General features: G+C 39.9%; 13 protein-coding genes. 11 read left to right on the top strand and 2 right to left on the bottom strand.

What is annotated here, in order from left to right:
- The first annotated feature begins 258 nt into the window (after positions 1–258).
- The 3 genes from MLOOGBEN_RS14015 (at position 259) to hprK (ending at position 3,465) form a co-directional block, all read left to right on the top strand.
- Positions 259–1,329 (top strand): hypothetical protein, encoded by a 1,071-nt coding sequence (locus MLOOGBEN_RS14015; protein ID WP_179158879.1) that lies wholly within the window; start codon positions 259–261, stop codon positions 1,327–1,329.
- Positions 1,316–2,059, top strand: coding sequence for a hypothetical protein (locus MLOOGBEN_RS14010; RefSeq protein WP_218781183.1), 744 nt, complete (start codon positions 1,316–1,318; stop codon positions 2,057–2,059). The genes MLOOGBEN_RS14015 and MLOOGBEN_RS14010 overlap by 14 nt, the downstream gene beginning before the upstream one ends.
- 476 nt (positions 2,060–2,535) lie before the next feature.
- Complete coding sequence (gene hprK, locus MLOOGBEN_RS14005) at positions 2,536–3,465, top strand: HPr(Ser) kinase/phosphatase (protein ID WP_179158877.1); 930 nt, start codon at positions 2,536–2,538, stop codon at positions 3,463–3,465.
- 72 nt (positions 3,466–3,537) lie between these two features.
- Here the strand turns inward: hprK and MLOOGBEN_RS14000 are convergent, their stop codons facing one another.
- The gene (locus MLOOGBEN_RS14000; protein WP_179158876.1) at positions 3,538–4,842 is read right to left on the bottom strand and encodes a UDP-glucose dehydrogenase family protein; all 1,305 of its coding nucleotides are present in this window, start codon (positions 4,840–4,842) and stop codon (positions 3,538–3,540) included.
- Between the two features lie 278 nt (positions 4,843–5,120).
- Here MLOOGBEN_RS14000 and MLOOGBEN_RS13995 point away from each other — a divergent pair, with 278 nt between their 5' ends.
- The 8 genes from MLOOGBEN_RS13995 to MLOOGBEN_RS13960 all read left to right on the top strand — a co-directional run bounded on the left by MLOOGBEN_RS13995 (position 5,121) and on the right by MLOOGBEN_RS13960 (position 13,810).
- Entirely contained in the window at positions 5,121–6,317 is a 1,197-nt protein-coding gene (locus MLOOGBEN_RS13995; RefSeq protein WP_179158875.1) for a hypothetical protein, read from the top strand.
- Between the two features lie 51 nt (positions 6,318–6,368).
- Entirely contained in the window at positions 6,369–7,319 is a 951-nt protein-coding gene (locus tag MLOOGBEN_RS13990) for an NAD-dependent epimerase/dehydratase family protein (protein WP_179158874.1), read from the top strand.
- Positions 7,292–8,227: a lysylphosphatidylglycerol synthase transmembrane domain-containing protein gene (locus MLOOGBEN_RS13985; RefSeq protein ID WP_179158873.1), complete on the top strand. Its 936-nt coding sequence runs from the start codon at positions 7,292–7,294 to the stop codon at positions 8,225–8,227. The genes MLOOGBEN_RS13990 and MLOOGBEN_RS13985 overlap by 28 nt, the downstream gene beginning before the upstream one ends.
- Before the next feature lie 2 nt (positions 8,228–8,229).
- Entirely contained in the window at positions 8,230–9,696 is a 1,467-nt protein-coding gene (locus tag MLOOGBEN_RS13980; RefSeq protein WP_179158872.1) for an alkaline phosphatase family protein, read from the top strand.
- Positions 9,693–10,457: a glycosyltransferase family 2 protein gene (locus tag MLOOGBEN_RS13975; RefSeq protein ID WP_179158871.1), complete on the top strand. Its 765-nt coding sequence runs from the start codon at positions 9,693–9,695 to the stop codon at positions 10,455–10,457. Before MLOOGBEN_RS13980 ends, MLOOGBEN_RS13975 begins: the two co-directional genes overlap by 4 nt.
- A gap of 101 nt (positions 10,458–10,558) precedes the next feature.
- On the top strand, positions 10,559–11,314 hold the full coding sequence (locus MLOOGBEN_RS13970; RefSeq protein ID WP_179158870.1) for a hypothetical protein: 756 nt from the start codon (positions 10,559–10,561) through the stop codon (positions 11,312–11,314).
- Between the two features lie 24 nt (positions 11,315–11,338).
- On the top strand, positions 11,339–12,277 hold the full coding sequence (locus MLOOGBEN_RS13965) for an FTR1 family iron permease (protein WP_179158869.1): 939 nt from the start codon (positions 11,339–11,341) through the stop codon (positions 12,275–12,277).
- A gap of 57 nt (positions 12,278–12,334) precedes the next feature.
- Positions 12,335–13,810 (top strand): glycosyltransferase family 39 protein, encoded by a 1,476-nt coding sequence (locus MLOOGBEN_RS13960; protein ID WP_179158868.1) that lies wholly within the window; start codon positions 12,335–12,337, stop codon positions 13,808–13,810.
- A 93-nt stretch (positions 13,811–13,903) separates the two neighbouring features.
- On the opposite strand, the gene MLOOGBEN_RS13955 is transcribed toward MLOOGBEN_RS13960, so the two are convergent.
- Positions 13,904–15,010, bottom strand: coding sequence for a GerAB/ArcD/ProY family transporter (locus tag MLOOGBEN_RS13955; protein ID WP_179158867.1), 1,107 nt, complete (start codon positions 15,008–15,010; stop codon positions 13,904–13,906).
- Positions 15,011–15,028: the final 18 nt, after the last annotated feature.

Here is a 15,028-nt window from a genome sequence, read left to right as displayed (position 1 = left end):
TCGAATCTCAATTGAACCATGGGAACTGTCACTGTGGCCACCCTGTGGAAACCGAAAAAAACTTAAAAAAGTAAAATATACAGAAAGAGTAGGTTTACCCATTCATGCATAGGTAATGTCTACTCTTTTTTTGTGATTAGAAGAACAAAAGACCACGAGAACCGTCCCCATGGAAACACCTGTGGAAACAGAGAAATGTCGAAGTCTGCTTGGAAGTGTAGTAAAATGGAAATATATAGTTTCATAGGAGTGAAATGGATGGTGAATGCAAGTTTGGTCGCTGATTTGCTTTTGAAGCTTGAGGAAGAAAAGGACCAGTGGATTTACGAGGCGATTAAGCGATTTGATGGTGAAAAGTATTCGGAGAATGAGGGGCTAAGTACACCTGAAGATCGAATTATAGAGATAAAAAACATTGAGCATAGCCTGTGCAAACAGCAAAAACTCGATCTCGAACGGATGGAGATGGAGCTAAAAACGCTAGAAGAAACCATCGCGGAAAACCATCAGATTCTCGAGAAGTTGGAGCCGACTCTTGATGTTATGCAAAAAGAGCTTGCGATTTACGAGAGTGGAGCTACGACCTTGGATGGGATTCAGTTGGAAAAGTACCAGTGCATAATGGATGACAAGTTTACTTTTGATAATAAGGGTCAAGTGATCTTTAAGGAGCGGAAGATATCCAAGTTGATGGAAAACTATCATTTGGCGGAGACGGAAATGCTTGATTTTTATCAAAGGCAGCTTTCTGAGGTTTGGCTGTTGTTGACAAGGAGCATGCAGAACACCTCTTCTACCGCCAAGTTTGATTTTGAGGTCAACCCGCCTGTAGTGGATGTAAGTTTGAAGCATGGCCGGGGACTTGATCAATATTTAAAGCCAGTGAATTTTGAAGAGGATTATTGGCTTGCACTTGGAACGTTAGAATGGAATAACAAAATTGTTTATGAGTATTATATGAACCAGATTAACCAGTTTCAGAGGAATGCTAAAGAAGAATTGATGCAGTTATGGAAAAGTAATAACGAGCAAAAACGTTTAGCTGATGAAAAAGTGCTAGATTTAGAGGAAAAGAATCGGCAAATGGAAGAGCGTATTTTGGAGCTTAAGGATCAGTTGGATAGTGTGAAGCAGGAATGGGAACAGGGTTTGCTGCGACCTAAGCTGCTGGATGATATTTTAAAAGAAGAGTTTGTGAGGGCTGCTTCAGGCTGGCAGAAGAAGTTGTTAGCACGGGATGCTTCTGACGAGGAACGATGGACCTATCACCAGTACGGCCAAATTATTTTAAAGCAAGCGGAGATGATTATTGGAAATGAATACTTCTAATACAATGGATGAGAAATATAACGAGGCCATTCAATCATTGAAGAAAATCAATAACGAACTTTTCTATGATGACCTGAAGAAGCTGATGAAGGACCGGGAAGAAGCAATTACGGAACTGAATGGAGAAGTCCATGAATCGATTGAAAACATGAAGAAATCGATGGACAGTTTCCCTGTGCAGGTTAGTGAGCAGTTAAAGGAAGTGCTCATTGACCCGCAGACGGAGTTGTTTGGCCGCGGGATGGAACGGTTCGATGAGAATATCCTGGTGCTGGAAAAGAAAATTGCCTTTTGGCACCAGCAATACCAGGAATATATGGAGAGGACTGAAAAGCTGTTAGCCGGTGCCAAAGGGTTTCAGCAGGAGGATCAAGCGTTTATCGTCGGGGAAACGGAAAAGGTGCTGACTTGTATTCGGCAGCTGACGGAAGCTTTGAGTGAGCAGGCTGGCGTCTTGAATGTGAAATATGAAGTAGTGAGTGATCGATTAAGTCTAATATTAACAGAGCTTACGGCGGTTGAAGACAGAAGACAGGCTGAAATTGCGCAGTTGACCGAGCAGATGGTGCAAGTCCAAAAAGACGCTCAGGGTAAATGGGAAGAAAAGTGGAAGCAGAGTGTTGAGAGTGGTTTGAGGAGAGAGCGCCTGTTTAAAAAATGGCTGATTGGGCTGGGTGTTGGACAGGGTGTTTCGGTTTTATTGATGGTGTTGATTTTTCTATTGAAGTAATTTAAATACTTTAGCCAGGCTGCCGGCCTGGCTTTATTTCATTAGATTCTATCCTTGGCACGAAAAAAAGTACAAACTGAAAAGGCACCAGCTGCTGTAGGCCCATATTCGTATCGATTTCGTGTAGGTATAGAACTCATAGGCGGAGAATTTCCGGCTAATGTATATAGGGAAGGTTTAGGAAGCAGATATAAGCGGAGATATTCCGATTAACTTCTTTAAATAAGACAAAATCTAAAGATTTGGATGACATAAGCGGAAAAACTCCCCTTATTTATAGAGAAATACACATATTTCCCAATTTAAACGGAATTTCTCCGCTTATTTTTTCATACACATTCAACATTCAGTTATAACAGAACCTCAACTTTTTCATTCGTTTTGTTGGAGGGGGTTCCCCGTGTTATCCTTAAATGATGACGTTTCCAAAGTTATTAAGTATAATTTTACTAAAAGCAATAGGACGTGAGTATAGGTTGAAAAAAGTAACAGTAGAAAGCTTGGTTAAAAGGTTTTCATTGAAGGTATTGGCTGGCGAGGATCACCTGCAGAAGGTCATTACGCAATCAAGGGTGCATCGACCAGGACTGGAATTTGTGGGGCATTTTGATTTTTTTCCAACTGAACAAGTTCAAATATTAGGAAAAAAAGAAGTTACCTATTTACATAAGTTAAGTAAAGAGGAACGCAAAATTCGAATTGGAAATATTGTTCACTATCATCCGCCTTGTTTTATCGTAACGGCTGGTGAAGAAGGACTTACCTATTTAATTCATCATTGTACAGAGCAGGGGATTCCCTTGTTAGTTACCAATCAGCCTGAGACTACTTCGGAGTACATTCCCAAATTGGATGCGTTTTTGGTGAAGGAACTAGCACCTGAAATGGCGGTTCATGGGGTTTGTATGAATGTGTCGGGCATTGGAATCATCCTTCGTGGAAATTCGGGGGTAGGAAAAAGCGAGACGGCCCATACACTAATTCGCCGCGGACACCGGCTGGTATCGGATGATGTCGTTGTCCTTAAGAAGCTGAGCTCGCAAACGATTCTGGGGACACATGATGGAAAGACGCGGGAATTCCTGGCTCTCCGTAGTATTGGATTGTTAAATGTGGTCCGCTTATATGGTCGTAAGGCTTTTCAAGATGAAACGCGAATTTCCCTTGATATCCATTTGACCAAGTGGGAGAAGGACGCCTTATATAATGACTTAGAACAGGAATATCATTATACCGATTACATGGGAGTGAAAATCCCCTCAATGGAAATTCAGCTTCAGCCTGGACGTGATGTGGCAGGCCTGATCGAGGCAGCCGCAAACAACTGGTATTTAAAACAGCAGGGGTATAGCGCAGTAGAAGAATTCATGAGCAGGGTAGAGGCTGAAATCAAAGACCAGGAGTGACCGTGGGGACGGTTCTTGTGGTCGGCCTAACCACATAAGACCAGGAGAACCGTCCCCATGGACCCCTCGGACCTACTTCCTCCTGCCAATCGAGAAATACTCTAGATGATGGTTTGCTGCTTGGTTTAATGGGTAGCAGTTCCAGCCGTCAAATAGGATTGGAGTGAGCATTAACTCTTCATATCTTCTCAGTGGGAAGTCTTTTATTTCATCCCAGTCTGTAGCGATAAAAACCATCTCTACACCTGTGATTGCTTCTTCAATCGATTGCGTGTATTTGACTGTATCTCCCAGCTCGGCTTTTGCGTTCTCAATTGATGCAGGGTCGTAGGCAGTTAGTATGAGCCCTTCCTTGATTAACTCTTTTGCCAATACGAGAGCGACTGAGTTCCGGATGTCATCGGTGTTTGGTTTAAATGAAAGGCCTAGCAGGGCAGCTTTTTTCCCTTGTAAACGGCCAAATCGATTTTTTGCTTTTTGTAGCAGCTGAATATTTTGATTGGCATTTACCTTCATGACTGATTCGATGAGATCTCCTCGAACGCCAACTTCCTTTGCTGTTTGCAGGAGGGAAAGAAGATCTTTCGGGAAACAGGAGCCTCCAAAGCCTATGCCTGGTTTCATGTATGTGCTGCCGATTCGATGATCAAGGCCTATGCCATAAGTCACTTCTTCTATATCAGCCCCGACATGCTCACATATATTTGCTAGTTCATTCAATAAAGTAATCTTTGTTGCTAGAAAGGTATTCGAAGCATATTTAATCATTTCTGCACTTCGAATATCGGTTTGAAAGATAGGAATACCAAAAGGTTTGTTCACTTCCTCTATCACACCCGAAGCCCATTCATTATCTGATCCAATTACAATGCGGTCCCCGTGAAAAGAGTCATAGATGGCCGATCCTTCCCTAAGAAATTCAGGATTTGATACAACCTCAACTTTAATATCCCTTTTAAGAGTGGAGTAGAGGAACTTTTTAATTGCAGAATTCGTTCCAACTGGTACCGTACTTTTTGTCACAATAATGGTTGGATTATCGCCGATGTTTTCCGCGATATCTTCCGCTGCTTTCATGATGAAATCTAGATTCGTCGTACCATCTTCGTTTTGTGGTGTACCGACTGCAAGGTAAATAATTTCTATATCGGTCAAAGCCTCTTGGATATTATTTGTAAAAGATAATCTTCCCTTATTGAGATTCTTATTTAAGTAGTTTTCCAAATCTGGTTCATAAAATGGGGGAATACCGCTTTTTAATTGGTTAATTTTATGATTATCCAAATCAAAACACCGAACAAAATGACCGACGTCAGCCAAACAGATTGCGGTAACTAAACCAACGCGGCCTGCCCCAATAACAGTAATGTTTCTCATTTCATAGTTCCTTTCAAAGTCAGAGTGGATGCAAAGATCCGTCCCCTGCTTCCTTTGCTTCTTTTAGTTTGTCTTATCCGTGGAAAAAATTCAATCATAGCCTTGTTTTTTTGAAAGGAAGATGTTGTCTGTATTTGAACACAATTTTTTGAAAAATTTGCAAAAAATACAGTTGACATTGATAATCATTATCGATAGAATCAAATCAGATAGTTGGTAATGAAAATCATTATCATTAATAAATGATCATTACAAAAAAGAATAAGGGGAGTTAAGGAATGAAGAAATCTTTGTTATTATTTGCGTCTATTACTCTAGCTGGTTCGATACTAGCTGCTTGCGGCTCAGAAGAAACTTCTAGTAAACCGAAAGAGGAAGAGAAAGTAGCGGAGGAAGCAAAAACAGAGGACAAAGCACAAAGCGAAGCTTTTGTACTTGAAGAAACCGCTGGTGCTAAACAAGTTGCTGATTATAAAGCAATGATGGATGAGTTAAACAAAATGAAAGAAAATCAAGAAGTGGATTGGGATTTAGTTGAATCTACATATCAAAAGGAATTAAAAGCCGTTACTGGCGACTTGGATACATTCATTGCATCTGGAATTAATGCTGGTAAAAGCGGGGAATTGGAACAAAATGTAGCCCGTCAATTAATTGATAAAGGAACACAAGCATATTTTTATGCAAAACAAAAGGAACTTCATGGCGAGGTTGGAACAGCATTAGAAGCTGGCGACCAAGCGAAAGCAGAAGGAACATTTGAGGAGTTAAAACATGTTCTTAGCGAGGTCATTATCCCAACTGCTGAGAAGCGTGATGGATATTACGAGTTAACGGGTGAAGATAGCCTAGTAGAGAACATCCAAAATGGGTTAAAACTTCAAGAAGAGGCACTTGCAAGTAAAAATGCTGCTGACTTCAATGTCTATAAGCAAATCACTGATAAGTCTGTTTACCGAAGCTATTATTTAGCAGCAAATTCTTATGCTGAAAAAATTGCAGCAGCTGTTAAAGAAGGCAAGACAGATGAAACAGAATTAATGATCATGCAAACAGAAGCATTAGGATTCTATCAAGCTATTAAGGGTTCACTTTCTGGCGGGAATGAAGAAGCAGCCAATAAGCTTCAAGTGTTGTTTGACTTTAGCCAAACAAAAGCAGCAACTATAAATCCTGAAGAGGTCTCTAATTTATTTGCCCAAGCATTTATTGGTAAAATTACTGGATATCACGAAAAGGCAGGCAAAACTTTAGAAGCAGGCGATACTGCGAATGCTCGTGTTCAAGCTATGGAAGGCATTGTCTTTATGAAGGATATCGAGCTTGTTTTAAATAATAAACTTGGTGAAGAAAAGACTGCAGAATTACTTGATAACGGCCAAAAGTGGTATGAGGCCATTACAGCTGAAAATGCTGAAGAAGCTGCAACGCACAGTGGAGCGATTGTACCTGTCCTTTCAGGTGTAGTAAAATAAAAAAGCCGCTTATGCGGCTTTTTTATTATTGTTTGTGGGAGTGAACTGTTAATGGACATCCTAATTACTGGCGGAGCAGGCTTTATCGGAAGCCATCTCGCTAAAAAGCTTCTCTTAAACCATCACCAAATCACGATTATTGATAATCTTCATCCTTATTACAGTCCTGAACAAAAAAGAGAACATCTTAATGAAATAAATAAACTTGGAATCCCCTTTCGATTTTTTGAAGTAGATCTATTCGATGAAAATGGCTGCAAAAAAGTCTTGGAGGAAAATTCCTTTGATGTAGTTGTTCACTTAGCGGCACTTCCTGGTGTCCCCTTCTCCATTGAACAACCACATCAATATGTAGATTATGATATAAAAGTTACGATTAATCTTTTAAAGTATGCAGGAGAAACAAAGGTTAAACATTTCGTGTTTGCCTCCTCTTCATCCGTTTATGGTAATCAAACCGGCGCAGCACTATCTGAAGACATGGCAAATGGCCAAGTGGCTTCTCCTTATGCAGCAGCAAAGTATGGAGCGGAATCGTTTTGTCACGCTTACCAATCCTTGTATGGATTTCAATTATCGATCTTACGTTTCTTTACCGTGTATGGTCCATGGGGGAGAACGGATATGGCAATCCCAAAATTCATCAAGAAATTGATGTCAGGCGAAAGTATTGATATTTACGGGAGCGGGTCGGCCAGGGATTATACCTATATCGATGATATTATTGACGGGATCGAGCGGACCATCCTCTATTCAAAAGGAAATGAAACGTATAATCTTGGACATGGAGAACCTATTTCTATGGAAACTCTTTTAGACCATTTAAGTGGAAGTTTTCCTGATATGAAAATAAATCGGTTGCCCTCTCGCCAAGGGGATGTGGAAATGACCTGGAGCAATGTTGAAAAGGCGGAGCAAATGCTTGGCTACAAACCATTAGTAAATATTGAGGAAGGGTTAAAGCGGACAATCCAATGGGCAAGAAACTACTTCGAAGACTAATTCTTGTTATTAGCCTGTTATTATTTGTTTCTTTTTTATCATTAAGCTTGAATTTTTTCGATGTACAAACATTATTTATACAAACAAAGCAGTTTTTTTCTAATTACCACTGGCTATTATTCACGACAGTTTGTTATTTTTTTGCCTTTCTTTTTCGGGCAGCTGCTTGGCGAATGTATGGGGAAAACAAACAGCCCATTAGCCTTTTTCTTTACGGCCTTTACTATAGTTTATTTTTCAATCATATTTTTCCTATTAAAATTGGAGACGTTGTTCGGATTGGGGTACTTGCCAATAAAAAAGAAGTCAGCTGGGATACAGCAGCCCATTCGGTTGTGGTTATGAGGGTCCTTGACCTATTGTGTTTAGGGTTGTTTTCCTTCATTGGCGCAATGTTCATTGGTGTTTCACTAAGCTACACGTTCTTTTTGCAGCTGATCATTGTTTTAGCTGCAGCATGCATACTTTTCCTGTTCATTCTAAGGAAGAAATGGTTTGCTTTTTATTTGAAGCATATGTCGCTAGTAAGAGAGGCTTTTTTTCATAAGAAAGCACTAGGAATGGTTAGTTTTGTTGCCTTAAGCTGGGTCCTTGAGGCTGCTGTCGTATACGGAGTACTCCAGGCACTTGAATTCAAATTGTCATTTCTCCATGCCATATGGGTGAATAGCGTAACAGTTGCCGCACAGGTGTTTCAATTCGCCCCAGGAGGTCTTGCAACCTATGAAAGTGTGATGAGCTTTGCCTTAGTACAATTGGATATGGATTGGAAGGATGCTTATCACGCCGCACTCATCACACATGGGTATAAATTTATCTTTTCCTACGTTGTGGGTGCTGTAGCCTTTATACTTCATCCTATTTCATTAACGCAGGTAAAAGCATGGAGAACAAAGAAAGGTGAATAGTTATGAAACAAGCTTCAAAATTTGAAAAAACAGCAGCACGCTGTTGGAATTTATTAAATGAGGGGAAACCGTTTACGCCTATATTTATCTTTGGGACGATGCTTTTGTTCCACCTCTCATCATGGGGTGAAGGTGATTTTTGGCTGTCCTTTTTATTATCTTTCATCCTTATTGTGCCAATGATGGCTATTTACTATCTGTTCGATTTTCCTTTATTGCTTCGAAATTATTTATGGATTCCTTTTGTCGCCTATTTAATGTTATTTAATGAATTCGAATTAACTTTACTTTTATTAGCACTTGGACTTTATTTCTTTTTTACCGTCTATTTCTGGGGAACCTTTTATTATCATCTTCGCATCGGGACTTCGTGGTGGAATTTCACTCGATTTTGGAAGCTGGTTTTAAAGAATAGTGACTCTACCAGCGGCAATGCTCAGGAACAAATGCCTAAATTCTTATTATTGCTCTCATTATGGCAGATGTATTTAGAAAAGTTTTCAGCTGGAATTGACATCCACTGGCCAAATTATTTCTTTTTTCTCCTTGGTGTCTTAGTCTTCAGCTTGGTTTTGCATCGCAATCTTTTTGATTGGAAGCCTAAGGAATATACATCATTGACAGATAATGTGCCGCCAAACTCAAAAGCGGTAAATGAACGAGTTATTACCATTGTCATTGATGGCATGCGGAAGGATCGTTTTCAAATTGCAGATACACCATTTCTCGACAAGCTTAGAAAAAATGGAACGGAATATACGCAAATGGAAACCGTCTACCCTGCACGTACGGTCGTATGTTTTACATCGATGATGACAGGTACCTATCCACATGAACATGGGATAAAATCGAATATGGTCTGGAAGCTTGGGACAAAAGTAGAGACGGTATTTGATTCTCTTCGGAAAGTAGGGAAAAAAGGCAGAATGCTTGCGGTTGCACATTTGGTCGATTCCATGGGAGATGATGTCGATACGTTTACGGCGGTTATGGATAATAGTAAAGTCGATTATGAAATTTTGGAACGAGCAAAAAAAATAATGAAAGAAAAAAATCCAGACTTCTTTAAAGTTCAACTCATTAGTACCGATCAAACGGGCCATAGCCGCGGGGTATTATATGATGAATACTTAGAAAAGATTGCTGAAGCAGACCGTCTTATTGAGAACTTTGTAGGCTGGCTTGAGCAAGAAGGCTATATGAAAAATACAACCTTAATTATTTGTGCAGACCATGGGCAAGCAGATGGAATTGGCGGTCACGGTCATTTAGATGAAGGAGAGCGATTTGTACCGTTTTTTATGCATGGTCCTGCAATTGAAAAGGGGAAAATGGTGGAAGAACATCATAGTCTCGTTTCACTGGCACCTACGATTTGTTATTTATTAGGTGCACCCTATCCAGGTCACAGCCGCGGCCCCGTTTTATTGGACGCCATTAAACAAATGGAAAATGAGGGAGTTTCATGAATACGCAGAAAGTGATTGTCTTTTTACCAGCACATAATGAAGAGGAATCCATTACAGAGGTAATAGAGAGGATTCCTCGTCTCTTTCATCCAATGGTGAAAGTCGAGGTCCTTGTTATCGATGATGGTTCAACGGATCAAACGGTTGCAGTATCCAAAAAGGCTGGAGCCGATCACGTTGTTTCACTCCCTAAAAATAGGGGGCTTGGTGCAGCTGTTCGTGAGGGGCTCAAGCATTGTGACAGACTTGGTGCTGATATAGCGGTTATGATTGATGCAGATAATGAGTATCCGGCATGGCAAATTCCAGAGCTTCTCGCTCCTATTTTTAATGGGGAAGCAGATTATACGATGGGATCACGATTCTTAGGCAATATTAATGGCATGCGTCTCAATCGTCGATTAGGAAACTACTTCTTTACCTTTTTGCAGTCCTTGTTGTTAAGAAAATGGATTTACGATGGACAGTCAGGCATGCGCGCTTTCTCCAAACAGGCGATACGACATGCGGAAATCATTCATGATTATAACTATGCACAGGTAATCACCTTAAATTTAGTCCGAAAAGGATTTCGTGTGAAAGAAATTCCTATCCACTATCAAGTTCGTACAAAAGGGAAATCCTTTATTAAGTTTAAGGCATATATGACTTCTGTTTTTCCAGCGATTTTACGTGAGATCAGTCGGCGTGTTGACAAGGTGGAAATCGATGCAAACGCTCATTTATTGCGTGTAAATGAGAGAAACCGGAAATCCTCATAATGACTGTGGTAATTGTGTGAATAATCATAAAAATAAGCGATACCTTATTGACATAGTAAGTGATAATGATTATCATTAACAATGGAAGGAGATAGATATATATGAAAAAATTTATCCTTGCCTTATGTGTGCTTTTATTAAGTTTCCCGGCTTATAGTAAGCCGGCCTTCGGCTACTCCTATGGAGATCCTAATGAAGAAGTAGTTGCTGAAGTTTATAAAGAAATGGCAGCAAAATTAAATCAGTCACCGCCAGATTTTACAAGTGCAGCAGCTATTTTTGAAACGGTGAAAGAGGAATTGGATATGCATATGGGAGTTGAACCTTCTAAAGCAGTGCTTACTCATTTAAAAAATGAGGATAAAGAAGCGGTCATCTCGAATATGGAGAAAATCCTTGTCTTAAATATTGCCCGTCGTTTAGAAAATATCGATAAAAATTTCAAAGAATATGATACAAGTAAAAAGCTTCTAGCAAAAGCATTTGCTACATATAAAGCATTATCACCAGTAGTCAATGAAAAGAACCCAGAAGATGATCAAAAGCTAAACAAACACTTTGAATCTGCACTTGAATCATTGGGGAATCCCGGCCTTTTTGGTGTTGGAGAAAAGGAATCCAACTATGACCAATTTATGAAAGACAAAGAAGAAATCCTGCTGACCTTGAAAAACACTTTTAAAATGAAAAGCATTGAAGTTGGCCATTTTTCGGAGGAGGATTTCGAAGGGTCTGACAATGTGAAAAATGAAGGATGGACAGATTATTCTAATCTAAAAAACTGGATTCCGATTGTTATCCTTATAGGTGCAATTATAGCTGTAGTTCTTTTTGTTAGAAAAAGAAATAGAGGTTAGGACCATGGTGAGGAGGGAAATGGAGTGGAAATACAAGCACTACTGATTACTTTCCGTGAAGTGTTGGAAGCCTTACTCATTGTAGGGATCATTACCACTTATTTAAAACGCACTCAAAACGCAGAATATACAAAGTTTGTATGGTTGGGAGCCGGTCTTGCTGTACTTGCGAGTATTGGTGCTGCGTTTCTATTCCAGGTGGTATTTACAAGCTTTGCTGCAATGGGAAGCGAAATATATTTGAAAATAGGAATCATGCTTATCTCTTCTATTCTCTTAACCCAAATGGTCTTTTGGATGGCGAAGCACAGTAAAGATTTAAAGGGAAGTATGGAAGGGAAAATGAATCAATTTGTTACCACAGGAAATGTTATCGGTATGGTCATTCATTCCTTTCTTGTCGTCCTGCGTGAAGGAATCGAAACTGTCTTTTTCTTCGCCGCGATTACCGGCGGAGATATTGGAAAGGCTCTTGAGGGCTGGGGAGCTATTACAGGGGCCATCATTGCTGCAACGGTATGTTATTTCTTCTTTAAAGGAACGATGCGCATCCCTTTGAAAACATTTTTCAAGGTCACTGGCGCGTTTATTGTTTTAATTGCTGCTGGACTTCTGGTTCAAGGAATTTCCGTTATGCAGGATATTAAAATGATTGGGAGCCTGATACCGCATGTTTATGATCTAACCTGGTTCCTGCCTGAACATCCCATTGATCATTCACACTTTTTACGCGATACGGGAGTTGCGCCTGTGTTTTCCGGTGATGTTGGCATTTTCTTTAAAGCCCTGTTTGGCTATTCATCGATGCCTTCCATCGAAGAGATTATTGCCTATTTAGGTTATTTTGCCGCTATTTATTTACTAGTAAATGTGAATGGCAAGTCTGATTCAAAAGCGAAAAAAGAAGGTAAGCAATCCATGAAGACAGAGACAGCTGATCATCAAGTGAAGAAAACCGTATAGAAGGGCAAGGCGATGGTCATTCGTCTTGTCTTTTTTTCTATAGAAGGAAGGACTAAAATGTTAGGAAAAGAGAAGCTATCTTTTTTATCCAAAATGGGTGCGGTAATTCTAATTTTTACGATAGGATTAACTAGTTATTTTCGTGTGCTCTACAGCAGTCCATTTGCGAGGTCATGGGATCAGGTGGATTTCTCTTTAGCGTTAGAACGGTTTGACTTATTAGCTATGCAGCCGCATTTTCCCGGTTATCCGTATTTTGTATTTGGCGGTATGGTCTTTAACCGTTTGATCGAGAATCCGGCACAGGCACTTTCCATTTTTAATACGCTAATGCTGCTTTCTTCAGTGCTTCCCATTTATTGGCTGGCTAAAAGGTATTTATCCACAATGGCTAGTTTACTTGCCTGCACAGCAGTTCAATCGCTTTCTTACTTTTGGATAATGGCAACTGAACCCATGAGTGAGGCAGCGGCAGTTAGTGTTTTATGGTGGTTTTTATGGAGTTTACAGCGTGCAAAAGAAATGCAGGCAAGAAGTCTAACTGTATTGCCGATGTTTTTATTTAGTGTGCTTATGGGCATCCGCCTTTCTTACATTGCTTTTGGGCTGGGTATTATCCTTCTCCTTTATTCAAAACGTACGCTATTTCCGGACAAAAAGGGGTACCTGGGTTATATTGTTAAGCAACTTGTCCTTGCAATCCTCTTTCAATTTATTTGGATAGGAGGGCTAGCTGCCACCGAGGGAAGTATCAGTAACTTTTTGTTGCTTTCTTACCAGTTTACCTTTGGCCATTTTAATGATTGGGGCGGAGCGATTACGGCTGAGTCAACGCCGCTTATTGAGAGGTTCTCACAGCTTTTGTTTATTAATATTTTCTGGGTGGGGCTGTGCGGGGAATCTCTTCTTACGGCTGTTTTGTGGGGGCTGCTCCTGATTTTAATAGGGAGCGATATTCTAAAAAACAAGCTGTACTTTTCAGCTTCAATGGGATTGACTGTTAGTTATTTTTTATGGGCGTTATTTGCACAAAACATTGATAAGCCGCGCCACGCCCTGCCGCTGATTTTTCTCATTGCCTTCTTTATCATTGTAACCGCGCTAAGGTCACAGAAGGGCCGCGGAATTAAAATCCTGATTATTTCGTGTCTATTGCTTATTCAGTCTGTTCATGGTTACGGTTTTGTTAAGGAAAAAGCAAATGAGTACCCGGCAAGCTACCAATTAACAAATTATTTAAAAGAAATGAAAGAGCCGTTTGTCATTTATACGTGGGAAGAAGCAAGAGTAATGGATTATTTAGAAGCTGAATACCCGTATGAACGAGTTTTTACCTATGAAAAGTTTGTTAGCAGCATCAAGCAGCGCGGTAATAAAAAAATTTTTATAACGGACCATGTATTAGAAGGATTTGAAAGACAAGGCATACAGGCAGAAAGGCATGTCAAAAAAGTTAAGACCTTCCAATCAAATCCCTTGTTCGAACCTGTTTATAGCAGTATTACTCTTTTTGAATGGAGTGACCATGGGTGACCATGGGACATTCTTGTGGTTCATTTCTTTGGTCATACTCACTTGATAGGTGTCTCACTACATTTTAACCAGTAACCAAGCGAAAAAAAACCATCAGAACCGTCCCCTTGGTCCCCTCCGGTTCTTTAAAAAGGCAATTCCTAAAAGCAATAAGGGAATACCAATAAGGAAGAACGGGTGCAAATAGTGTGTGGTAAATTCCAACCCTTCCTTTAAATGCTCAGCATAGCTGCTTGCGATTGTAACAGATATGAACAATATAACCATTCCCATTGGATATGTTAACTTTGAAGGTTCTTTTATTTTAAATATGACCGCAGTGCCTGCAATGGCAGCATAAAAATAGATGCTTACTTTAAAAAAAATACAGATGACGGTAGATATCATGAAAAAAACATCAAGACGTTCGAGAAATTCTGCTACTTGTATGCTTTGAATGGTACTTAAAAGCGGAAATTGCGAGCGGGCGGTGAGGTCAACGCCCAATACACCAACGTTAATCGCCATGGTAATGGCAAGATTAATTCCGCTCAGCATAATGGCAAATAACCCTATCTTTTTCACACTTTTTCTTTTTGTTACATAGGGGAAAATCATTGAAAAAACAATGGCCTCACCGAATGGAAAATATAAGGTTTGGGTGAAAACTACTCTTGCTACAGGAAAAATGCCTTTCTCTAGTATAGGTTTTAAATTATTTAGATCAACGAGCCCAGATAAGACAATCAGAATAAAACCAGCAATAGCAAGAAAATAGATAAAAACAAAGAATAATTCTCCCGTTCTTGCCAAAACCTCAATACCTTTACTAACAGAATAAATAATAACCAGCATCAATAAGGCGTTTACAATAAATAGTGGAGTTTCAAGATAGGCAAAGGTCAGGAGCATCTCTCCAAAATCGCGAAGTACTCTGGCTGCCGTATACATAAAAAAAATAATATAACAAAAGGCAAGGATTGTACCTACTATTTTTCCAAGCAGCTTTTGCATATATTCCGGGGGGGCTAACTCTGGATAATAAAGAAATAAACGGTAATTTACCCAGAATAAGAATAGACCTCCTGCCATTCCAAAGAGGATGGCCAGCCAGGCATCTTGTTTGGCATCACTTGCCAGAGGTACCAAAATCGCACTGCCGAGTTCAAATAACAAGATTAGGACAAAAAGCTGGTATAAGCTTATTTTTGCCTTTTCCACGCTTTTGTCACATCCTTT

The sequence above is a fragment of the Bacillus sp. EB106-08-02-XG196 genome (assembly GCF_013396335.1).
Lineage (GTDB): Bacteria > Bacillota > Bacilli > Bacillales > Cytobacillaceae > Neobacillus.
Note: the sequence above shows the minus strand (reverse complement) of the source record. Positions and strands in the feature narration are given on the sequence as shown.